This window comes from Streptomyces sp. NPDC048566 (genome assembly GCF_043199735.1).
In the GTDB taxonomy this organism is placed as follows: domain Bacteria; phylum Actinomycetota; class Actinomycetes; order Streptomycetales; family Streptomycetaceae; genus Streptomyces.
This window is the reverse complement of sequence record NZ_JBICWL010000010.1, coordinates 56,545-76,924: the sequence shown is the minus strand read 5'-3', so window position 1 is coordinate 76,924 and position 20,380 is coordinate 56,545. Positions and strand designations below refer to the sequence as shown.

The following is a 20,380-nucleotide window of genomic DNA, read 5'->3' as shown; positions in this document are numbered from 1 at the left end:
GGAATCCTCCGGCCCTCCTCTCGGATCCCGTCCGTGTCAGGCCGCCGCCCGGCGGAAGGGCCGGAAGAACTCCCTGAGTTCCCGCGCGTACAGCTCCGGCTGCTCGAAGGGGGCGAAGTGGCCGCCGCGCTCCGGCCGGGTCAGCCGGGCCAGGCGCGTCGTCCGCTCCAGCCAGGCGCGCGGCGGGCGGACCAGATCGCCGGGGAACAGCGAGAAACCGGACGGCACCTCGACGCGGCGGGCGAGTTGGGCGGGCGGGATCGCCGCGTTCGCGCTGTACATGCGCATCGACGACCCGATCGTCCCCGTCAGCCAGTACAGCGTGACGTTCGTGAGGATCTCGTCCTTGGTGAAGCACCGCTCGACGTCGCCGCCGCAGTCGCTCCACGCCCGCAGCTTCTCGACGATCCAGGCGGCGAGTCCGGCCGGCGAGTCGGTCAGTCCTACGGCGGCCGTCTGGGGCTTGGTGCGCTGGAGCGCGGCGTACGCGCCCTCCGATCCGCCCCAGGCCGCGGCCTCCTCCCGCCACGCGCGCTCCTCGGGCGTCAGTTCGCCGGGATCGCCGGCGAACACGGGCAGCCCGCCGTCCATGCGGTGGACGGCGACGACGCGGTCGGGGTGGTCCAGCGCGAGATAGCGGCTCACGTGGCTGCCGATGTCCCCGCCGGCCGCGCCGAAACGCCCGTAGCCCAGCACGCTCATCAGCTCGGCCCACAGGCCGGCCACGGCGACGGAGTCGAGCGGGGCGGCGGGCCGGTCCGAGTGGCCGAAGCCCGGCATGTCGGGCACGACCACGTCGAAGGCGTCGGCCGGATCGGCCCCGTGGGCCCCCGGGTCCGTCAGGAGGGGCACCACCTTCGTGTACCGCCAGAAGGAGTCGGGCCAGCCGTGGCTGAGGACCAGCGGCAGCACCGGACCGGCCGGCGCGACCGCCCGCGCGTGCACGAAGTGGATACCGAGACCGCCGACGGGGACGCGGAAGCGGGGGAGCCGGGCGAGGTCCGCCTCCCGGGCCGGCCAGTCGAAGCCGTCCGCCCAGTATCCGACGAGTTCCCGGAGGTATCCGAGGTCGGTGCCCAGCGCCCATCCGGCGTCCTCCGGAGCATCCGGCCACCTGGTCGCGCGCAGCCGTGCGCGCAGGTCCTCCAGCGCGGCCGGCGGTGTCCGCTCGGTGAACGGCCGGGGGAGAGGGGCGTCGTGGGGCATGAGCGGCATCCTACGGAGCGCCACGGCCCCGAAACGGGGATCACCGACGCCGTGTCCGGCGGCCCCCGCCGGCGGAAGCGAAAAGGGGCGGGAGCCCGGCGCACGGCCGGCCCCCGCCCCTCTCCTCGCGCCGACCGTCAGGTGCGGTAGGCGTAGTACGCGGCGTTCGGGTACGACGCGATGATGCTCGCCACCGACCTGTTGTAGGTGTTGGTGGAGTGGTACGACAGGTACGGCACGCCCTGCGGGCTGCGGTACGTGACGATCATGCTGTGGTCCTTGGACCCGTCCTTGTTGAAGTCCATCTGCAGCACGTCGCCGAGGTCCATCTGGTAGACGTTGGCGAGGCTGGTGACACGCTTCGAGGACAGCGCGAACCACGAGAACTCGTTGACACCGATGAACGAGTCCGACTGGATGTCCGCGGTGCCGAACCAGTTGTGGAAGTCGTTCGTGTAACCGGGAACGTGCTTCCAGCCGCCGGCCTTCAGGGACTGGCTGACGAAGTTGGTGCAGTCACCGCCCGCACCCTCCCCGTTGAAGTCCGGGTAGGCCGGGTTGTAGTTCTTCCAGTACTTGGCCGCGTAGGCGACCATCGCCTGGTAGTCGTAGCCGGTGCCCGACAGGGCCTTCGGCTTCGCCGCCGGGTTCTTCGTGATCGCCGAGCGCGGCGCGCTGGGCGGCCCGTCGTCCGCGGTCTTCGGAGCGGTCACGAGCGGCGTGGTGGCGACCTGGTTGACCGCGACCCCGTCGTCGGTGTCCCGGACACCCGTCAGCTGCCAGTCGCCCTTGCGGTCGGCCTTGAACGTCAGCGTGTGGTGCGCCTGGAAGCCGGTGGTCTTCGGCTCGGTGCCCTTGCTCTTGTCGTACGTGAGCGTCGTCGTCTCGGTGACGGTGACGGTCGCGTGACGGCCCTTCACCCGCGTCCGGTCCAGCGAGACGCTGGTGTTGCCCGCGCGGTACTTCTCGCCCAGCTGCGCCAGACGGGCCTTGCGGCCCTTCAGCTGCGACAGCGCGGACTTCTCGGCGCGGGACTGGGTGGAGGACAGGCGCACATCGCCCGAGAAGCGCGAGGTCTTGCGCTTGCCGGTCCCCTTGTCCACCAGCGCGTCGGTACGGTCGGTGAAGACCGCGTCCGCCAGCCGCTGGAAGGTGGCCTTCGTCGCAGCGTCCACGGTGGGGTCGGCGGCCACACCCGCCGCCCCCGCGGACCAGTTGGGCAGCAGCGCCGCGCCGGCGACGACCGAGGCGGCCGCCGCCGTGACTATGGTCGCGCGCTGCCGCTTACGGCTCAGTTTCCTTGATTTCAATGGTGTTCCCCTCTACGCCGGTATTCGATACCGGAGGCCGCATCCTCGCACGCCGTGTGGGGCTCTCGTGAAGGGGGTTGTCGAAGTGATATAGCCGTAATCCGCGCACCGCGTGCCGCCGTTGGGTCCGGCGCCCTCGCCGGCCGCCTCCTCCGGCACCCGCAGCGGCCCCGCCACGGCGCCCTGCCGAACGGCCCGCCGCCCGCGCGCCCCGTACGCTTTCCCCGTGTCAGCAAGCCGCCTGCATCGCGTCGCCGTCCTCGTGCTCGAAGGGGCCAAACCGCTCGATGTCGGAATTGCCGCCCAGGTGTTCACGACCCGCGCGAGCATGCCCTACGAGGTACGGGTGTGCGGTGCGGAACCGGGACTCGTGACGGGGGGTGACGGACTGTCGTACCACGTCGCCCACGGGCTCGACGCGCTCGCCTGGGCCGACATCGTCTTCGTCCCCGGCTACCGCAACCCCGACCGGGAGGACCCGCCGGGCGCCGTCGTCGACGCGCTCGTCACCGCCCACGAGCGGGGCGCGCGGCTCGCGGCCATCTCGACGGGCGCCTTCGCGCTCGCCGCGACGGGACTGCTCGACGGCCGGCGCGCCACCACGCACTGGCACTACACCCGGGCCCTCGCGGCCAAGCACCCGCTCGTGCACGTCGACGAGAACGTCCTGTTCATCGACGAGGGCAGCGTGCTGACCTCGGCGGGTGCCGCCTCGGGCATCGACCTCTGCCTGCACATCCTGCGCCGCGACCTCGGAGTGGCGGCGTCCAACCACGCGGCCCGGCGCCTGGTGGCCGCCCCCTACCGCAGCGGCGGTCAGGCGCAGTACGTGCCGCGCAGCGTGCCGGAGCCGCTGGGCGAACGGTTCGCCGCCACCCGGGAGTGGGCACTGCACCGGCTCGGCGAACCCCTCTCCCTCGACATCCTCGCCGAGCACGCGGCGGTCTCCCCGCGCACCTTCTCGCGCCGCTTCGCCGACGACACCGGCTACACGCCGATGCAATGGGTCATGCGGGCCCGCATCGACAGGGCGCGCGAGCTGCTGGAGCGCTCGCAGTGGAGTATCGAGCAGATCGCCGCCGGCGTGGGACTGGGCACCGCGGCCAACCTGCGGCTCCACTTCCAGCACATCCTCGGCACCAGCCCGAGCGAGTACCGGCGCACCTTCACCCGGGGCGCATAGCCCTCCCCGATCGCCCCGCCCGCCGCCGGCGGACGCCTGCCCCGTCCGCCGGTCTCCCCGGCCCCGGCGCCTGTGCGCCGCCGTGCCTGCCGCCTCCGCCCGCCGGGTACGCCGGGGAGGCCTCCGCCGCCGCCCGTACACCGGGTCCGAACGTCCCGAACGCCGCCCGTTCACCCGGCGCGGGAGCCGGGCCGCCGGTTGGCGTGATCCTTGCGGACCATGGCGTTCTCGCCGCTGTCACCGGCGCGCACCCCGAGCGAACCTGGGAGGGAAGCCGCAGGGACCGGAGGGACACCACCCATGACTCGCATCGCCATCAACGGATTCGGCCGCATCGGACGCAACGTGCTGCGCGCGCTGCTCGAACGCGACACCAAGCTGGAGGTCGTCGCCGTCAACGACCTCACCGAGCCCGCCGCGCTCGCACGGCTCCTCGCGTTCGACTCGACGTCCGGCAGGCTCGGCCGCCCGGTGACCGTCGACGGCGACACCCTCGTCGTCGACGGCCGCCGCATCAAGGTGCTCGCCGAACGCGAACCCGCCCGGCTCCCCTGGGCCGAGCTGGGCGTGGACGTCGTCCTGGAGTCGACCGGCCGCTTCACCTCCGCCGAGGCGGCCCGCGCCCACCTCGCCGCGGGCGCGCGGAAGGTCCTGGTCAGCGCGCCGTCGAGCGGCGCCGACGTCACCCTCGCCTTCGGCGTCAACAACGACGCCTACGACCCGGCCGCGCACACGATCGTCTCGAACGCGTCGTGCACCACCAACGCGCTCGCCCCGCTGGCCGCCGTCCTGGACGAACTCGCCGGGATCGAGCACGGGTTCATGACCACGGTGCACGCCTACACCCAGGAGCAGAACCTCCAGGACGGCCCGCACCGCGACGCCCGCCGGGCCCGTGCCGCCGGCGTGAACATCGTGCCGACCACCACCGGCGCCGCCAAGGCGATCGGTCTGGTGCTGCCGAACCTGGAGGGCAAGCTGTCCGGCGACTCGATCCGGGTGCCCGTGCCGGTCGGCTCGATCGTCGAACTCAACACCACCGTCGCCCGTGACGTGACCCGCGAGGACGTCCTGGCCGCCTACCGCGCCGCGGCCGAGGGCCCGCTCGCCGGCGTCCTGGAGTACTCCGAGGACGCCCTGGTCTCGTCGGACATCACGGGCAACCCGGCCTCGTCGATCTTCGACTCCGCCCTCACCCGCGTCGACGGCCGCCACATCAAGGTCGTCGCCTGGTACGACAACGAGTGGGGCTTCTCGCACCGCGTGATCGACACGCTCCAGCTGCTCGCGGCGAGCTGACACCGGGCGGGGGCGGGTCGTCCTCTCGGGGACCCGCCCGGCCCCGGGCGCGTCACCCCCCTCCGCCGCCCGGGCGGGCGGCGGAGGCCCGCGGTCAGTCCACCGGCCAGGTGTGCACCGGGGCGTTGAGGTGCATGTAGTCGATGTACTGCCGCGTCATGAGCCGGAGCGCCTCGTGCCGGTCGGGGTGGCCCGAGTCCTCCAGCCGGTGCAGCATCTCCTTCTGCCACACCGCGCCGTTGCGCGCCGTGACGCACCGCTGCTCGATGACGCCGAGCAGCGGCTCCCGCCACGCCGCGTCCATGCCGGAGCGCTCCAGGCCCCGGTGCGCCAGCGGCAGCAGCCTGCGCAGGACGAGTTCGGGCGCCGGCACCTCGCCCGCTCCGGGCCAGTACAGGCGGGCGTCGATACCGTGCCGGGCCGCCGCGTGGAGGTTGTCCTGCGCCGCGGAGAAGGACATCCGCGACCAGACCGGTCGGTCCTCGTCCACCAGGGCCCGGGTGAGCCCGTAGTAGAACGCCCCGTTGGCGAGCGTGTCGGCGACCGTCGGGCCGGCGGGCAGCACGCGGTTCTCCACCCGCAGGTGGGGTGTGCCGTCGACGACCGCGTACACCGGCCGGTTCCACCGGTAGATCGTGCCGTTGTGCAGGGTCAGTTCGGCCAGGTCCGGGATGCCGCCCTGCTCCAGTGTCCGGGTGGGGTCCTCGTCCTCGCACAGCGGAAGCAGCGCGGGGAAGTACCGCAGGTTCTCCTCGAAGAGATCGAAGACGCTGGTGATCCACCGCTCCCCGAACCAGACCCGGGGCCGGACGCCCTGCGCCTTGATCTCCTGCGGACGGGTGTCCGTCGCCTGCTCGAACAGCGGGATGCGCGTCTCGTGGGCCAGTTCCCTGCCGAAGAGGAACGGGGAGTTGGCGGCGAGGGCGACCTGGACCCCGGCGATGGCCTGCGCCGCGTTCCAGTAGTCGGCGAACTCCTCCGGCGACACCTGGAGGTGGAACTGCGTGCTCGTGCAGGCGGCCTCCGGCGTGATGGTGTCGGCGTAGGTCCGCAGCCGCTCGACGCCGTCCACCTCGATCAGCAGGTCCTCGCCCCGGGCCGCGAAGACCTGCTCGTTGATGAGCCGGTAGCGGGCGTTCTCCGACAGGGCGTTCGGCCCGACGTCGGTCTCGCGCAGGGTGGGCAGGATGCCGACCATGATCAGATGGACGCCGACGCTCCGGGCGCGCTCGTCCGCGTGGTTCAGCGCGGCGCGGATCTCCTCCTCCCAGGCGTCGGGACCGCCCGCGGTCAGCCGCCGGGGCGGAATGTTGATCTCCAGGTTGAAGCGTCCCAGCTCGGTGTCCCAGGCGGGATCGGCGATGGCGTCCAGGACGTCGCTGTTGCGCATCGCGGGATCGGCCCGGCCGTCGGTCAGGTTCAGCTCTATCTCCAGGCCGACCTGCGGGCGCTCCGCGTCGAACCGGGACTCGCGCAGCATCTGCGCGAACGCGTCGAGACATTCCTGCATCTTGATCCGGTAGCGGCGGCGGTCCTCACGGGTGAAGACCCGCGCCGGAACATCCCGTCCCATCGGTCCTCCCGGGTCGCCTCACCCCACGGACACCCCCTTCCAGCGTCGCACCACCGGACGGGTCCGACCATGCGGGGCGGCGCGAGCGGGCGCCCGCGCCGAGGCCGACGGCCCGCCCGCGCGGTGGCCCCGCACCGCCGTCGGCCGCCCGACCCGCCCCGCGTGGGCGGTCGCCCGGCGCGAGAGGCGCGGCCGGCGGCGAGGCCGTCAGAACCACGAGGTGACGCGTCCGCCGGGTCTCATCCACCGGCGGACCAGGCGGACGGCCTGGACGACGGTCAGCGGCCACAGCACGGCGAAGCACCACAGCACCGCCGGTGCGGACGTGCGGAAGCCGACGACCGCCAGGAACACCGAGCCGAGCAGCATCAGCACCACCGACATGGCGAGCCACGGCCGCCGCGTCGTGGCGGCGGGAGGTTCCGCGTCGACATGGTCGTGCCGCAGCCCTTCCTCGATCTCCGCGAGTGCGGCGCGTTCGAGCGGGGACAGCCGGACGCCGTCCCTGTGGTCCCTCTCGTCCACGGCGACCCACCTCCTGAGGATTCCTCGTCCGCAGCGGGCTCCCGGGGTACCGGACCCGGGCCCGGCCCCGACGCGGTGCGGCCTCCGCCGGAAGGGGCGGCCACGCCCGTGCGGCTATCGTCACACAATCGGAGTAAACCAGGCCATACGGGGGCGAAGGTGCGCGGCACGTGAGGGTGTGTCCCGAGGCTGCGGCGGCCGATCCGCCAGGCGCTTGCCCTACCTCAAGTAACAAGATCAAAATACGGGTGGGCGCCTAGGGCAACCATGCGCGGCGCTCCCCCCTCCGTGCGCCCGCGGCGATCGGCGCGGCGCACGCTCCCCCCTCGCGTCAGGAGCGCACCATGCAGACCCCGAACGACTCGCTCGACGAAGCACGCGCGGCGTACGAGGCCCACCTCCACACCTGCCGACAGTGCGCCGCGGACCAGGCGCCGTGCGCCGTCGCCAAGCTCCTCAGACGCGCCTACAACAGCCTCGCCCTGGCCGCCCGGCGTGGCGCTCCGAGCGGTCCGGCCACCCGCCCGCGCTGATCCGGCGGCCCCGGCGCGCCCGCCCGCAGGACCCCTCCGCGGCGGTTCACCGCGGTGCGGCAGGATGGGGTCATGAGCGTAGTGAAGATCAACGTACTGACCGTCCCGGCGGAGCAGCGGGAGACGCTGGAGAAGCGCTTCGCGTCGCGGGCCCACGCGGTGGAGGGCTCCGACGGGTTCGAGTGGTTCGAACTGCTCCGGCCCGTCGAAGGGACCGACAGCTACCTCGTCTACACCCGGTGGCGTGACGAGGAGTCCTTCCAGGCGTGGATGCAGGGTCCCATGCAGGCCGCGCACCAGGGTGGGGCCGCGTCGGGCGGCGAGCGTCAGCGGCCCGCCGCGGCGGGTTCGACGCTGTGGTCCTTCGACGTGGTGCAGCAGGCGTCGCCGAAGGCTCCGTAGCCGCGTCCCGGCCGCACGCCACCTCCGCGCGTGCCCCCGTCGGCGGGGTGGCGCGGGCGGGGCGCCCTGCCGGTCAGAGGGTGCCGCGCATGTGCCGGGTGAGGGCGTCGCGCTGGTCGTTGAAGGCGACGCGGGCGTGCTGCACCTCGTCCGACGCGAACGGGGCGCCCCGGGCCACCGCGTCGCGGTACGTGCGCAGCAGGACGACCGTCCGCTCGGCCAGCCGGACGATCTGCTCGTCGGCCACCAAAGACAGTTCGAGTCTGCGGGACAGCACGCTGCTGTCCCGCAGCACGGTCGCCGCGCGGGCGAGCGCCGTCGCGTCCGCGTCGTGGCCGCGGGCGATGCCGACCAGGGTCTCGCCGGCCTCCGCGATGGCGTTCAGGAAGGCGACGTAGGCGGCGCGCCGGTCGTCCAGGGTGCGCCGCTCGCTCTCCCGCAGCCAGCGGCGGCGTTCGGTCAGGGCGGACGCGGTGAGGGCGATGAGGGCACCCACGGAGGTGCCGAGCAGGCTGGTCCATTCCACGTCCGTACTCTGCTCGGTCGCGGCGGCGTCCAACCCGGCTTCGACGGGCTATCGGCGCCCCGCACGGCGCGCAACCGTTCCGCCCCGCCCCGGTGGTCCGTTGACGCGCCGGCGGGCCCGTCCCGGACCTCCGGGGCGGGCCCGCCGAGACCGCGATGCGGCGGGGTGGTCGGCCCGGTCAGGAGGCCGGGACGTCGTCCACGAACGCGGTGCCCGCCGTGCGGTAGGCGGCCACCTTCGCGGCCACCTGGGCCGGGCTCAGAACCTGGTCCTTGACGTGCAGGACGTAGTCGACCTGCTCGTCGTAGGCCCGCGGGGTCGTGGACGCCTGCCCGGCCAGGTCGATCAGCCACTGGTTGAAGTTGATCGACATGGGGCGCTCGGGCAGGTACTGGGCGTCGTGCGTGCCGAACAGCTGCCCGTCGATGTAGTACGCGATGCCGCTGTTGTCGATGGTGAGCACCAGGTCGTGCCACCCCGCATAACTCCGGCGCGCCTCGGTGTGCTGGTTGACCGCCTGCCAGGGATCGGGGTTGTACGTCTCCCAGGAGGTCGTGTAGAGGATGTTGCCCGACTCGCCCCAGCCGCCGTTGGGCAGGTACTCGAAGTCGTACTCGGCGTAGTCGTCGGCCATCGGCGCGGTGAGGTCGTTGATGGTGAAGAAGGTCTGGACGACGTGGTCCCCGTCGGGACCCGACGTCGGGGCGTCGGAGAACTTCACCCGCGCCGCGTAGGTCCCGTTCTTGAACTTCATGCTTTTGGACACGACTTCGGTCTGCCGGGTCGATCCGGCGGTGCCGGCGGTCGACGTCTCCAGGTTCATCACCTTGTTCCCGGACACGGTGGGGAAGGTGACCTTGGAGGGGTCCCAGGTGGCGCCGGGTACGCCGGGGCCGCCCGAGTTGGAGCGGACGTTCCAGCCGTGGGCGGAGATCGCCGGATCGCCGGACGACGAGTAGCTGAAGTCGTCGAACAGTGTCCGTCCGTCTCCGGGCGGGTCGGTGGGATCGGTGGGGTCGGTCGGATCGTTGCCGTCCGGGGCGGTCCCCCAGACGGTCGCGCCCGCGAGCTGCGCGGTGACCTTGTTCCAGTCCGCGTAGGCGGTCTGCGCTCCGTTGAAGGAGTAGTCGTCCGCCTGGTTCAGGGTCTGCCAGTTCGCCTGGTAGAAGCGCAGCTGCATGTCGCCGGTGTCCGCGCCGGGGGCCAGGGTGCCGGCCGCCGAGGTGAAGCCGATCTCCAGGTAGCGGTCCGCGGTCGCGGTGGGGTGGGGCAGGGTTTTGAAGGTGCCCGTGATGTTCGCGCAGCCCTTGACGGCCCAGGAGCAGGCGAAGCGGTAGGCGGTCGTGGCCGAGTCGGCCTTGAAGTAGTAGCGGATCTTCACCTGGCTCAACTGCACGGGCGACGAGCCCGTGTTGCGCACCTTGAACCACGGTTCGCTCTGGTCGGCGGTGGCGCCGGTCGCGCTGGTGCGGTACTGGACGGCGACACCGCCGTCCGCGGCCCCGGCGGGCGCGGGGAGGGCGACGAGGGCGCCGCTGCCGAGGAGGGCGGAGAGGGCGAGTGCGAGGCGGCGGCGGCCGGTCGGCGGGCGGTTGCTCATGGGGGTTCCTTTCGGGGGCTCCCGTTCGGCACGGAAGGCTGGAGGCGCTCAGGAACGCGGACGGGGAGAACTGCGGTGCGCACTTGACCAGTTGACTCACTGGCTTTACCAGTTGACGTCGCCTGAAGGTGGCATAGACCATTGCGTGCGTCAACCCCGTGGAGCAAAGGGGGAGTTGGCCGGAAGGCGCCCGCGGGTGCCGAGCGGGCAGCGGAGCCGGTCGATGCGTCCCCGGAGGCGGACGGTGGCCTGCGGACCAGTTATGGTCGGGAGCCATACCAGTTGGACCGGCGTCCCCGACGAACGAGAGCCCCGTATGGAGATCGATCCCGCCGCCTCCCGCGCGGTACTCAAACGTGAGAGGGTCCGCGACACGATCCTCGAACTCATCGAGGAGCGACGCCCCGGCGACGCCATCCCCTCTGAGCGCGCGCTCTGCGCCGAACTGGGCGTGTCCCGACCGACGTTGCGGGCGGCCGTGGACCAACTCGTCGTCGCGGGACTGCTCGTGCGCGAACACGGCCGCGGCATGTTCGTCGCCGCCGAGAAGATCACCCAGGAACTGGTGTCGGACCGGCAGACCTTCAGCCTGCCCCCGGCGGCCGGCACGTGGACCAGCAGACTCCTGGAGTTCAGCACGCTGCCCGCGGGCGCCCGCGTCGGCCGCAGACTGCGCGTCTCGCCCGCGGCGGGCATCCGCTACGTCGCGCGGCTGCGGCTCGTGGACGGCTCGCCGATGGCCATCGAGTACCTGCACGTCCCCGTCGACCTGGTCCCCGACCTGACCAGTGACGAACTGGAGAACGGCGACCTCTACGAGCACCTCGGGGAGCGGCACGGCATCCAGGTCGGCGAGGCGGTCCAGTCGATCGAGCCGACCGTCGTGAGTCCCGACGAGGCCGGCCTGCTCGACGTGCCGGAGCTGTCCCCGGCCCTGCTCTTCGAGCGCCTCACCACGGACGCCGCAGGCCGGCCCGTGGAGTACGTGCACTCGATCTACCGCGGCGACCGCTACCGCATCGTCTCCCGGCTGGCGCTCGGACCCCGCTCCGGACAGGTGTCCTCGAAAGACGGCCACCACCCCGGCATCCCGCCCGGCGACTTCCTGCCCGGGGAGCCCGTCACGTTCTCGACGCGGGGTGTGGTCGCCGGCGACCTCTTCGGACACGCCGGCCGGGGCGACGAAGGGCCGTTCGCCTGAGCGGGCCGACCCCCGCGACGCGATCCCGGGACCGCCGCGACCGGCGCGACCGCGCCACTGCTCCACCGCTCCGTGCGGCCGGGCCGGGCGGCACCCGCGACACGCTCGTCCGGACCCCGGCCGAGCGTGTCCCCGCCCCGCCGTCTCGACGGGCTGATGTGCGGGCCCTCGGCTAGGCTGATGACGACGACGTGCCCGCAACGGTCGCCTTCGCCGCCGACCTCGCCGTCGAACTCCCACGCGCCCGCAGCCGTTTGAGATGGCGTCGCCGCGCATCCGCCCGGCACGGGACCCGCGTGGTCCGCGGAGTTCCGATCACCCGTACCGAGAGGAAAACCGACATGCCCTTCGCCACCGCCAAGGACGGAACGCAGATCTTCTACAAGGACTGGGGTTCGGGCCAACCCGTCGTGTTCTCCCACGGCTGGCCACTGACCGCGGACGCCTGGGACCCGCAGATGAAGCTGATGGCGGACAACGGATTCCGCGCCATCGCCCACGACCGGCGCGGCGGCGGGCGCTCCGGCCAGCCCTGGGAGGGCAACGACCTCGACACGTACGCCGACGACCTGGCGGCCGTCATCGAGGCGGAGGACCTCCGTGACGTCATCCTCGTCGGCCACTCCACCGGCGGCGGCGAGGTCACCCGCTACATCGGCCGGCACGGCAACGACCGGGTCGCCAAACTGGTGCTGCTCGGCGCGATCCCGCCGCTGATGCTCAAGACGGACGCCAACCCCGAGGGCCTGCCCATGGAGGCGTTCGACGAGATCCGCAAGGGCGTCGAGACGGACCGCTCGCAGTTCTACCGCGACCTCAGCGCCCCGTTCTACGGAGCCAACCGGGACGACTCCACCGTCACACAGGGAACCCGTGACGAGTTCTGGCTCTGGAGCATGACCGTCGGCATCAAGGGCGCCTACGACTGCGTCAAGGCGTTCTCCGAGTCCGACACCACCGAGGACCTCAAGAAGGTCGAGGTGCCGACCCTGATCGTGCACGGCGACGACGACCAGATCGTGCCCAAGGTGGCGTCCGGCGACAAGTCGTCGAAGCTCGTCAAGGACGCGGTGTACAAGGTGTACCCGGGGGCTCCGCACGGGCTCGCGATGGTTCCGAAGTTCGCCGAGATCTTCAACGCGGACCTCCTCGACTTCGCCCGGAGCTGACCGCCACCGCCCCGACCGGCGGCCGGGCCACCGCGCAGGTGCCCGGCCGCCGGCCCGTGTTCGGCCCGCGGTCCGACCGCCGGGTGCGCCCCCGCACCGGGCGGACGGCGGCGTGACGGGGGCGTGCCCACCCCGCGGCGCGGTGTCCACCGGCGGAGCCCCGTGGAACCGGGAACGCTCGCCGGCCTCGCGAGGACGACCCGGCCCACCGGGAGACCGCGGGCCCGGCCGATTCCGATCGCGGCGGTCAGGGGAGCGGCACCCGGACCTCCGGCCGCGCGAGCGGTCCGCCCCGTTCGGCGGACGGTGTGCCCCGGTGGTCCCGGATGGCGGGGGAGGCGGGCCGGACGCCCTGCCCGCCCGGGACCGCGGCCGGAGCACGGCGGCGCGACCGAGGCGGGACCGGGCACCCGTCCGCGGCCCGGGTTGCGGCTCCGCGTCCGCGACCCCACGCTGACCTGGACACCACCTGACCGAGGAGCCGGTTCCCTGCCGCCCGGCCCGGGAGGCCCGGGGTGTCTGTCCCGACGGCGCGAGGGCGGAGGCACACAGGTGAACGCCGGACCACGTGGTCCGCACCGGCGCCCGGCCCCGCCCCGCACGGGGCACGGCGGACGCCGGCTGCGTTCGGTCGTCCTGGGCAGCCGCTCCGCCCGCGGAGCACGCTCCGTCGCCCACGCCCGCACGGCCGCCGCGCGGCCGGCGACCACCCGAGCCCGCGACGGGCAGACCGAGGTGGGTCCCGGGCTCCGCGTCGCCGCCGCGTACGCCTGGCGGCTGCTGGTCGTCGGTGTCGTCGGCTACACGGTCTTCTCCTTCCTGGGCCGGCTGCAACTGGTGGCCGTGGCCCTCTTCCTCGCTCTCGTCATCACCGCCATGCTGCGCCCGCTCGCCGATCTGCTGGCCCGTCACCTGCCGCGGACCGCGGCCGCGGTGCTGGCGGTCGGCGGCAGCGTGCTCCTCGTCCTCGGGCTGATGGCGCTGATCGGCGGGCTGGTCGCGGGCGAGTCGGGACGGCTCGGCCACGAGTTCGCCGGAGGACTGGGGCGCATCGAGCGGTGGCTGGAGGGCTCGCCCTTCCACGTGAGCCACTCGGTCCTGTCCAACCTCCAGGACAAGGTCGCCCATCTGCTCTCGGAGAACCGCTCCGTGGTCATCAGCAGCGCGCTCAGCGGGGCGGGACGGGTCGTCGAGGTCGTCACCGGCCTGGTCCTCGCCCTGTTCTGCTCACTGTTCTTCGTCCGCTCCGGGGACCGGTTCTGGCGGTGGTTCGAGAACCTGCTGCCCTACGCCGCCCGCGACCCGTGGGACCGGGCGGGGCGCGCCGCCTGGCGGACGTTCGCCGGGTACACGCGCGGCATCGTCATCGTGGCCGCGACCAACGCGGTGCTGGTGGGCATCGCCCTCTACGCGCTGGGGGTGCCCCTCGCGCTGCCGCTCACCCTGCTGGAGTTCTTCGCGGCGTTCGTCCCGCTGGTCGGCTCGCCCGTCGCACTGGGCGTGGCCACCGTCGTCGCGCTGGCCACCCGCGGGCCGGTCATCGCGATCGTGGTGCTCTGCCTGATCGTGGTCATCGGCCAGTTGGAGGGGCACGTACTGCACCCGCTCGTCCTGAGCTGGGCGGTGCGCCTGCATCCGGTCGTGGTGGCGGTCTCCGTCATCGGCGGCAGCATCCTCGCCGGAGTGATCGGAGCCGTCGTCGCGGTACCGATGGTCTCGGTCGCGTGGTCCGTGATCGGTGAACTGCGCCCCCGCCCCGAGCCGGCCGGCCGCTCGCCGGACAGCCCGCCCGCGCCTCCCTGAGCGCGATCCGACCGGGTGCGGGCCCGCGGGACGCCCGTCAGGAGGATTCCACCGCCGTCTTGATGCGTTGGCCGAACGCCGGTGCGTCCTTGCGCGCGGCGCCCAGGGCGAGGCCGACCAGCAGCTTGCCGATGCCGTGGCCGGTCAGGACGTTGTAGATGCGGACGCCGGTCGTGCCGTCGCCGGTGGACGTCAGGTCGTACCCGCCCTCGTCGGCCGTCACGGAGTTCTTCGAGACCTCCGTCCAGCGGATGCGGTGAGGCGGCTCGAACTCGGTGATCCGGAACCGGCGGGCCGACTTCATTCCGGCGTCCTTCACCGTGCTGGTGAAGACCGTGCCCACGGCCGTCGGACCCTCGGGCGTCTTGGTGATCTCCTGGACCCTGGGACTGAACTTCGGGTCGTTCGTTCCCGCGGCGAGAAAGGCGAACACCTCCTCGATGGGGCGGTCGACCTCGGTTGTCGCCTCGAACTGACCGGACACGGCGCCTCCTGTGGTGCGATCACGTTCGCCGCGGACGGCACGCGGACCGCCCGCGCCCTTCCAGCGTAGGGGCCCGGGCCCCGCTCGTCGCGTCGCACGGCGGGGTCCGCGGGAACCGGCACCTGCTTCTCCCCTGTGGACCGCACATGCGGCCGGTGGGCATGCGGAGCGGTCGGCACCCGGGTCCTCGACCCTCCCACCGGCCCGGGACGTGGTGCCCGCGTCCCGTCGCGTCAGCCGTCGAGCGTCTCGGTCAGACGCACCGTGTAGCCGTCCTCCTCCATCAGGAGGACCGTCACACCGAAGGGGTTGGGGTGGTCCATGTCCATCGGGGTGAACGCGTAGTCCACCGCCGCGCGGACGGGTGCGACGAGTTCGCCTCCGGGCCGGGGGGCCGGGGCCGGTGTCCAGTCGATGCGCGTGCTCTGCGGGGAGGAGCCGTCGGGGCCGTCGGAAAGCACCTCGGTGTAGGGGAACCGGTGCAGCACATGACCGTCGGCCGTGGCGTGAACCATCGTGAGGCAGGGGGTCGCCTCGCTCGTCGGCACCTCGCACAGGGCGGCGACGGCTCGGGACTCCCAGGCGAGGACGACCTCGTCCGCGCCCGCCGCCGCCGCGATGTTCGACAGCGCGGCGATGCCGGTGAGCGCGTCCGTGCCGGGGCGGACCGGGCGGAGCCACACCAGACCCACCAACGCGCCGCGCACCAGCGGCATGATGACCGGCACGGGCGCCGCGCCCTCGCTCACGCCGGTGGCGTAGCTGTCCTTCATCGCATCGACCAGCGCGTCCCACGTCCGGCTGTCCACAGGACTCCCCTCTCCGTATCGCCGTCCTCGATCACCGCAGACCCTGTCACGCCGGGAGGTGCCGTGTCAGCGCGGTGCCCGGCGTGCGCCCTCCTTCGACGCCGTGCGCCGGTGACGCGGAACCGCGGGGCGGCACGCGCGCCGAGGACGCGAGGGTCGCCGGACCACCGCGGACGCCGGCCGAGCGGACCCCGGGAGCCGCCCGGCGCGGCCCGTTCCGCCGTGCTGCCTGCGGGGCCGGGCCTGCCGGGGCCGCCGGCGTCCCGCCCGTGCGGGTGACCCGGCGGCCCCGGTCGCCTAGTCTCGGCCGGGTGCAGCAAGTCGAGATCGTTCAGTTGCTGGTGTCGGGCGTGCACCGCTTCGAGGGGCGGCCCCGCGACGGGGCGCCCGAGCTGCCGGACGCGGAGCTGGTCCAGACCGTGCGGGTGCGCGCGGGCCTCGGCGTCGTCGGCGACCGCCACTTCAACCGTCCGGCCCACCGCGAGGCGTCGATCACCCTCATGACGGCCGAGCGCTTTCCGGAGGGCCTCGGCGGGACGGCTGACCTGCGGCGGACGCGCCGCAACATCCTGCTGAGCGGAGTCGACGTCGAGGCCCATCTCGGCGCGACCGTCTCCCTGGACTCCGGCACCGGGCCGGTCCTGCTGGCGGTCCGCAGCGCCGCGCGCCCCTGCGCGTGGATGGACACGATGTTCGGCCCGGGCGCCCAGCGCGCGCTGCGCGGCCGGGCGGGGGTCCGCTGCCGTCCGCTGTCCGACGGGACACTCACCCTGGGACCGGCCGTGTTCACCGTCGTGGAGCCCGCCCCCGTGAAGGGCTGAGCGGGCCGGACGCCGCACGGCGGCACCCGAGCGGCGGGATCTCGCGGGCGCGCATCGGCCGGCCGGGGTCCGCGTGCCCGGCCGTCGTGGTCCGCGTTCTCTCAGGTCATGGCCCAGGTCTGCCGCACCCACGGGCCGCGGGCAGCGCGGTCCCCGTCCGCTCGCGTCCGCAGGCGCGTCCGGCCGCGAACGGCCCTTGTCTTGCTGCTGCGAGCCGTTGCCGGAGCGGGGGCGAGATCCGGTCCCGGGCAGGCGCCGCCGCATGCTCTCCCTGCCCGTCCTGGGTGTTCAACCGACCGGTGGACAACAGGGGCCGCCGGTCGTACGGTGTATTCAACCGCTAGGTTGAATACGGGAGGTGGGGAGTGGCCGACGACCGGCTGTCCCGGGTGTTCTCCGCGCTGGCCGACCCGACCCGGCGGGACATCGTCGCGCGTCTCGCCGACGGCGACGCCACGGTGAACGAACTGGCCGAGCCTTACGACGTGACCGTCCAGGCCGTGTCCAAGCACATCAAGGTCCTGGAGGACGCCGGTCTCGTCAGCCGCACCCGGGACGCCCAGCGGCGCCCGTGTCATCTGGAAGGCGAGGTGCTCGACCTGATGACGCGATGGATCGAGCGGTACCGCCGCGAGGCGGAGGACCGCTTCCGCCGCTTGGACGCCGTACTGGAGCAGATGGGCGAGCGGCCCGCGCCGCACCCGAGGCACGAGGAGGAAGCATCATGAGCACCACAGGGAACGACGGCCGGCCCGAGACGCGGATCGAGGCCGATCCGGCGCTGCCGACCATCGTCATCACCCGGGAGTTCGACGCCCCGCCGGACCGCGTGTTCCGGGCCTACACCGACCCCGACCTGGTCGTGCAGTGGCTGGGGCCGCGCCGGCTCACCATGCGGATCGACACCTACGACGCCCGCAGCGGCGGCGCCTACCGCTACGTCCACAGCGACGACGAGGGTACCGAGTACGGCTTCCGCGGCGTCTTCCACGAGGTGCGCCCGTCCGAGCGCATCGTGCAGACCTTCGCCTACGACGGCTTCCCGGACAGCGTCAGCCTGGAGACCGCCGTCTTCGAGGACCTCGGAGGCCGTACCCGTGTCACCGCGACGTCGGTCACGGAGTCGATCGCTGCCCGTGACGCCATGATCAAGAGCGGTATGGAGGACGGGGTCCGCCAGGGGCACGAGAGGCTCGACGACCTGCTCGCCGGCAGCGACGCCGTCGACGGAGCCGCGCAGGGGCGCGGCACTGAAGAAGGCGGGCAGCGGCCGTGACGAGCGCGGCCGACGAACACCGCGTCGTGGCAGCGGACTTCACCCGGCACGTGCGGAGCATGGCCCCGGGGGACTGGGGCAACCCCGCACCGTGCGAGGGGTGGGTCGCCCGGGACGTGGTGCGCCACCTCGTCACGTGGTTCCCCGCCTTCGTGGCCTCCGGCGCCGGGGTCGAACTGCCGCGGGGCCCGTCGGTGGACGTGGACCCGGTCGCGGCGTGGACGGTGCACGCCGACGGGGTGCAGGCCCTGCTGGACGATCCGGGCACGGCGGACAGGGTCCTCGAGAACCCGCACATCGGTGTGCTGCCGCTCGACCAGGCCGTGGACCGCTTCTACACCGTGGACGTCTTCCTGCACACCTGGGACCTCGCGCGGGCCGGCGGCCTTGCGGAGACGCTGGACGCCGGCCGGTGTGCCCGGCTGCTGGACGCGATGCTGCCGCTCGACGACGTGCTCCGCGCGAGCGGGGAGTACGGCCCCCGGGTCGAGGTCCCCGAGACCGCCGACGTGCAGACGCGGCTGCTCGCCTTCATCGGCCGCGCCCCCTGATCCGTGACGGGCCGGCCGCCGGCGCGCGGCCGGCCCGTCACGCGGGCCGCACCACGGCGTACGGGCCGTGGCGTGGTGCCACGGCCCGTACGGTGCCCGCGCCGGCGGGCCGACCGGTGGGGGTCAGCCGGCCTTGTTCACCTTGGCGAGGGCCTTCGCCAGACCGTTGGCCCACAGCTGGTTGACGCGGGAGCGCTCGGTCGAGTTCGGGTAGCGGTTGGTGCAGGACGGGCCGGGGCCTCCGCCCGACATCAACTCGCTGCACGGGCCGCTGTAGTGATCCGGGAGCCCCAGGACGTGCCCGGTCTCGTGGGCCGCGACCCGGACGGAGTCGTACTGCTGGTTCTGGGCGTAGTCGAGGAAGATGTAGCCGCTTCCGTGGCCGTTGGTGGACGCGTACGAGCCGCGTGAGTCGCTGCCCTCGTAGTACCTGAAGTCCGCGCTGCCCGTGGTCGACCGGAGCTTGACGTTCGACACCGAGCTGTTCCAGATCGAGGCCGAGCTCGATATCTGCGAGCGGAAGCTCGGCGCCTGGGTGGCGTTGTAGTACACGGTCACCGAGGCGAGGGACGGGTTGGCCGCCTGCCTCTTGGCGACGGACTTCAGCACGGCGTCGAAGAACGCCTTGTCGCCGGCGGCGTCGTCGGCTCCGCCCACGTAGCGGGCGTTCGCGGTGACGGCGGAGCCGGCGGGGGAGACGGGGGCCGGCTGGGCGCTCGCCGGGACCGCCGTGCCCAGCGCGGCGGACACCAGGCCGGCGCCGAGTGCGAGGGCCAGCAGTCCGCGGGGCGTCTTCGCGTGCGTGCGCGAGGAGTGCATGGGGGGTGCTCCTACTCGTTCGTGTGGGGTGTGAACGATGGGTTCAGCAGGAGTGTCGGGCAGGCGAAGGGTCCCGCGGATGATGGCAACAGGGGATAGCACCGTGCTATCGGGGCCAACTCGTGAGCGTTCGTCGCGATTTGAACATCTGGTGCGAGGCTCCGTGCCGCCCTAACCTTCCGGGCATGGATCTGGAGGTGCGGCACCTGCGTGCCCTGTGCGCCATCGCCGACGCGGGCAGCCTGCACAAGGCCGCTCGCGAACTCGGCGTGGCGCAGCCTTCGTTGAGTACCCAGTTGCGACGCATCGAGCAGACGCTCGGCGGGCAGTTGTTCGTCCGCGCGGGCACCGGCTGCCGTCCGACGCCGCTCGGCCAGGCGGTACTGAGCAGGGCGCGACCGCTGGTAGCCGAGTTCACGGCGATGGTCACGGAGACGCGGGCGGCGGTGGCGCGGGACGCCGACGAGCGCAGGCTGCGGATCGGCGCGACGGCCAGCCGGGCGCTGCCCGGCTGGCTGCGCAGGCTGCGCGCCCGCGTCCCGCGGACGGACCCCACCCTGCGGATGGACGTGTCGGCCAACTCGCTGCTGCGCATGGTCGCCGGGGGCTGGCTGGAGCTGGCCTTCGTGCACGAGGTCGAGGGGAGTCCGCTGTCCGTCCCGCCGGAGCTGTGCCTGCGCGTGCTCGTCGAGCGTGAGCCGCAGTTCGTCACCCTCGCCCCGGACCATCCGGCGGCCCGCCGGCCCGAGGTCCCGCTCGCCGAACTGGCCGACGAGCAGTGGATGGTGGACTCCACCGTCGACGGCGAGTGGGACGGGGTCTGCCGCGTGCTGCGGGGCGCGGGTCTGGACCCCGCCATGCTGCACGGCGACTACCTCACCGCGTACTCCCTGGCCGCCACCGGCGAGGTGGTCACGGTCAGCCAGCCCACCGCACGCCCCCGCTCCGATGTCGCCATCCGCCCGCTCCAGGGCGACCCGATCGGTGTGCGGCTGCTGCTCGCGGCCCGCACCGAGGCCGAACTGGACAACGGATACGCCGAGTTGGAGGAGGCGTACTGGGAGGCGGCGCACCAGGCGCCGGCCTACCGGGCGTGGCTCGTCCGCAACGGGACCCGGCGGGGCGCGGCAGCTCGCGGGACCGCGTTCGGGGAGGCGCGGCGGGAGGGGCCCGGACGGGTCCTCGTCGCGGAGGCGGGGCGGACGGGAGGGCCTCCGCGTCTCATGGCGCGCGACTGACGAGGCCGCGGGGGCGCCGCGGGGAGGGCCGCGCGGCGGCTGCTCCCGCGCG

21 protein-coding genes are annotated in these 20,380 nt (G+C 73.1%); 12 read left to right on the top strand and 9 right to left on the bottom strand.

Features of this window, described 5'->3' with window-relative positions; all coding sequences use genetic code 11:
• Positions 1-36: 36 nt before the first annotated feature.
• Together ACGFS9_RS17760 and ACGFS9_RS17755 are read right to left on the bottom strand one after the other, a co-directional pair.
• Positions 37-1,206 carry an epoxide hydrolase family protein gene (locus ACGFS9_RS17760; protein WP_393254170.1) on the bottom strand — a complete coding sequence of 390 codons (1,170 nt, stop codon included), beginning with the start codon at positions 1,204-1,206 and terminating at the stop codon, positions 37-39.
• Between the two features lie 137 nt (positions 1,207-1,343).
• A complete protein-coding gene (locus tag ACGFS9_RS17755) occupies positions 1,344-2,516 on the bottom strand; it encodes an amidase domain-containing protein (protein ID WP_393254169.1) in 1,173 nt (390 codons plus the stop codon).
• 226 nt (positions 2,517-2,742) lie between these two features.
• Between ACGFS9_RS17755 and ACGFS9_RS17750 the strand changes: the two genes are divergently transcribed.
• Both ACGFS9_RS17750 and gap read left to right on the top strand, forming a co-directional pair.
• Positions 2,743-3,699 carry a GlxA family transcriptional regulator gene (locus tag ACGFS9_RS17750; protein WP_393254167.1) on the top strand — a complete coding sequence of 319 codons (957 nt, stop codon included), beginning with the start codon at positions 2,743-2,745 and terminating at the stop codon, positions 3,697-3,699.
• A 300-nt stretch (positions 3,700-3,999) separates the two neighbouring features.
• The gene (gene gap / locus ACGFS9_RS17745; protein WP_393254166.1) at positions 4,000-4,998 is read left to right on the top strand and encodes a type I glyceraldehyde-3-phosphate dehydrogenase; all 999 of its coding nucleotides are present in this window, start codon (positions 4,000-4,002) and stop codon (positions 4,996-4,998) included.
• Between the two features lie 94 nt (positions 4,999-5,092).
• Here the strand turns inward: gap and ACGFS9_RS17740 are convergent, their stop codons facing one another.
• Positions 5,093-6,571, bottom strand: a complete 1,479-nt coding sequence (locus ACGFS9_RS17740; RefSeq protein WP_393254164.1) for a glutamate--cysteine ligase — start codon at positions 6,569-6,571, stop codon at positions 5,093-5,095.
• A gap of 207 nt (positions 6,572-6,778) precedes the next feature.
• Positions 6,779-7,096 (bottom strand): DUF3040 domain-containing protein, encoded by a 318-nt coding sequence (locus ACGFS9_RS17735; RefSeq protein ID WP_393254162.1) that lies wholly within the window; start codon positions 7,094-7,096, stop codon positions 6,779-6,781.
• A gap of 344 nt (positions 7,097-7,440) precedes the next feature.
• Between ACGFS9_RS17735 and ACGFS9_RS17730 the strand changes: the two genes are divergently transcribed.
• Positions 7,441-7,629 (top strand): hypothetical protein, encoded by a 189-nt coding sequence (locus tag ACGFS9_RS17730; RefSeq protein WP_393254161.1) that lies wholly within the window; start codon positions 7,441-7,443, stop codon positions 7,627-7,629.
• A 72-nt stretch (positions 7,630-7,701) separates the two neighbouring features.
• Positions 7,702-8,031, top strand: coding sequence for an antibiotic biosynthesis monooxygenase family protein (locus ACGFS9_RS17725; RefSeq protein ID WP_393254159.1), 330 nt, complete (start codon positions 7,702-7,704; stop codon positions 8,029-8,031).
• A 73-nt stretch (positions 8,032-8,104) separates the two neighbouring features.
• Here ACGFS9_RS17725 and ACGFS9_RS17720 read toward each other — a convergent pair whose 3' ends face one another.
• Both ACGFS9_RS17720 and ACGFS9_RS17715 read right to left on the bottom strand, forming a co-directional pair.
• Complete coding sequence (locus tag ACGFS9_RS17720) at positions 8,105-8,557, bottom strand: hypothetical protein (protein ID WP_393254157.1); 453 nt, start codon at positions 8,555-8,557, stop codon at positions 8,105-8,107.
• A gap of 178 nt (positions 8,558-8,735) precedes the next feature.
• The gene (locus ACGFS9_RS17715; protein ID WP_393254155.1) at positions 8,736-10,157 is read right to left on the bottom strand and encodes a cellulose binding domain-containing protein; all 1,422 of its coding nucleotides are present in this window, start codon (positions 10,155-10,157) and stop codon (positions 8,736-8,738) included.
• Between the two features lie 316 nt (positions 10,158-10,473).
• Here ACGFS9_RS17715 and ACGFS9_RS17710 point away from each other — a divergent pair, with 316 nt between their 5' ends.
• From ACGFS9_RS17710 to ACGFS9_RS17700, 3 genes are all read left to right on the top strand, one after another.
• Positions 10,474-11,358, top strand: a complete 885-nt coding sequence (locus ACGFS9_RS17710) for a GntR family transcriptional regulator (protein WP_393254153.1) — start codon at positions 10,474-10,476, stop codon at positions 11,356-11,358.
• 341 nt (positions 11,359-11,699) lie between these two features.
• Positions 11,700-12,527, top strand: a complete 828-nt coding sequence (locus ACGFS9_RS17705; protein WP_393254152.1) for an alpha/beta fold hydrolase — start codon at positions 11,700-11,702, stop codon at positions 12,525-12,527.
• A 552-nt stretch (positions 12,528-13,079) separates the two neighbouring features.
• Complete coding sequence (locus tag ACGFS9_RS17700) at positions 13,080-14,330, top strand: AI-2E family transporter (protein ID WP_393254150.1); 1,251 nt, start codon at positions 13,080-13,082, stop codon at positions 14,328-14,330.
• A 37-nt stretch (positions 14,331-14,367) separates the two neighbouring features.
• On the opposite strand, the gene ACGFS9_RS17695 is transcribed toward ACGFS9_RS17700, so the two are convergent.
• Both ACGFS9_RS17695 and ACGFS9_RS17690 read right to left on the bottom strand, forming a co-directional pair.
• Entirely contained in the window at positions 14,368-14,814 is a 447-nt protein-coding gene (locus ACGFS9_RS17695; RefSeq protein WP_393254148.1) for an SRPBCC family protein, read from the bottom strand.
• A gap of 233 nt (positions 14,815-15,047) precedes the next feature.
• The gene (locus ACGFS9_RS17690; RefSeq protein ID WP_393254147.1) at positions 15,048-15,623 is read right to left on the bottom strand and encodes a hypothetical protein; all 576 of its coding nucleotides are present in this window, start codon (positions 15,621-15,623) and stop codon (positions 15,048-15,050) included.
• Between the two features lie 311 nt (positions 15,624-15,934).
• On the opposite strand from ACGFS9_RS17690, the gene ACGFS9_RS17685 reads away from it, so the two are divergent.
• The 4 genes from ACGFS9_RS17685 to ACGFS9_RS17670 all read left to right on the top strand — a co-directional run bounded on the left by ACGFS9_RS17685 (position 15,935) and on the right by ACGFS9_RS17670 (position 18,271).
• Complete coding sequence (locus ACGFS9_RS17685) at positions 15,935-16,444, top strand: molybdenum cofactor biosysynthesis protein (RefSeq protein ID WP_393254146.1); 510 nt, start codon at positions 15,935-15,937, stop codon at positions 16,442-16,444.
• A gap of 365 nt (positions 16,445-16,809) precedes the next feature.
• On the top strand, positions 16,810-17,172 hold the full coding sequence (locus ACGFS9_RS17680; RefSeq protein WP_393254144.1) for an ArsR/SmtB family transcription factor: 363 nt from the start codon (positions 16,810-16,812) through the stop codon (positions 17,170-17,172).
• A complete protein-coding gene (locus ACGFS9_RS17675) occupies positions 17,169-17,720 on the top strand; it encodes an SRPBCC family protein (RefSeq protein WP_393254143.1) in 552 nt (183 codons plus the stop codon). Before ACGFS9_RS17680 ends, ACGFS9_RS17675 begins: the two co-directional genes overlap by 4 nt.
• Positions 17,717-18,271 carry a TIGR03086 family metal-binding protein gene (locus tag ACGFS9_RS17670; RefSeq protein WP_393254142.1) on the top strand — a complete coding sequence of 185 codons (555 nt, stop codon included), beginning with the start codon at positions 17,717-17,719 and terminating at the stop codon, positions 18,269-18,271. Before ACGFS9_RS17675 ends, ACGFS9_RS17670 begins: the two co-directional genes overlap by 4 nt.
• Positions 18,272-18,394: 123 nt before the next feature.
• Here the strand turns inward: ACGFS9_RS17670 and snpA are convergent, their stop codons facing one another.
• Entirely contained in the window at positions 18,395-19,090 is a 696-nt protein-coding gene (snpA, locus tag ACGFS9_RS17665) for a snapalysin (protein ID WP_393254141.1), read from the bottom strand.
• Between the two features lie 185 nt (positions 19,091-19,275).
• Here snpA and ACGFS9_RS17660 point away from each other — a divergent pair, with 185 nt between their 5' ends.
• Positions 19,276-20,328, top strand: coding sequence for a LysR family transcriptional regulator (locus ACGFS9_RS17660; protein ID WP_393254139.1), 1,053 nt, complete (start codon positions 19,276-19,278; stop codon positions 20,326-20,328).
• Positions 20,329-20,380: the final 52 nt, after the last annotated feature.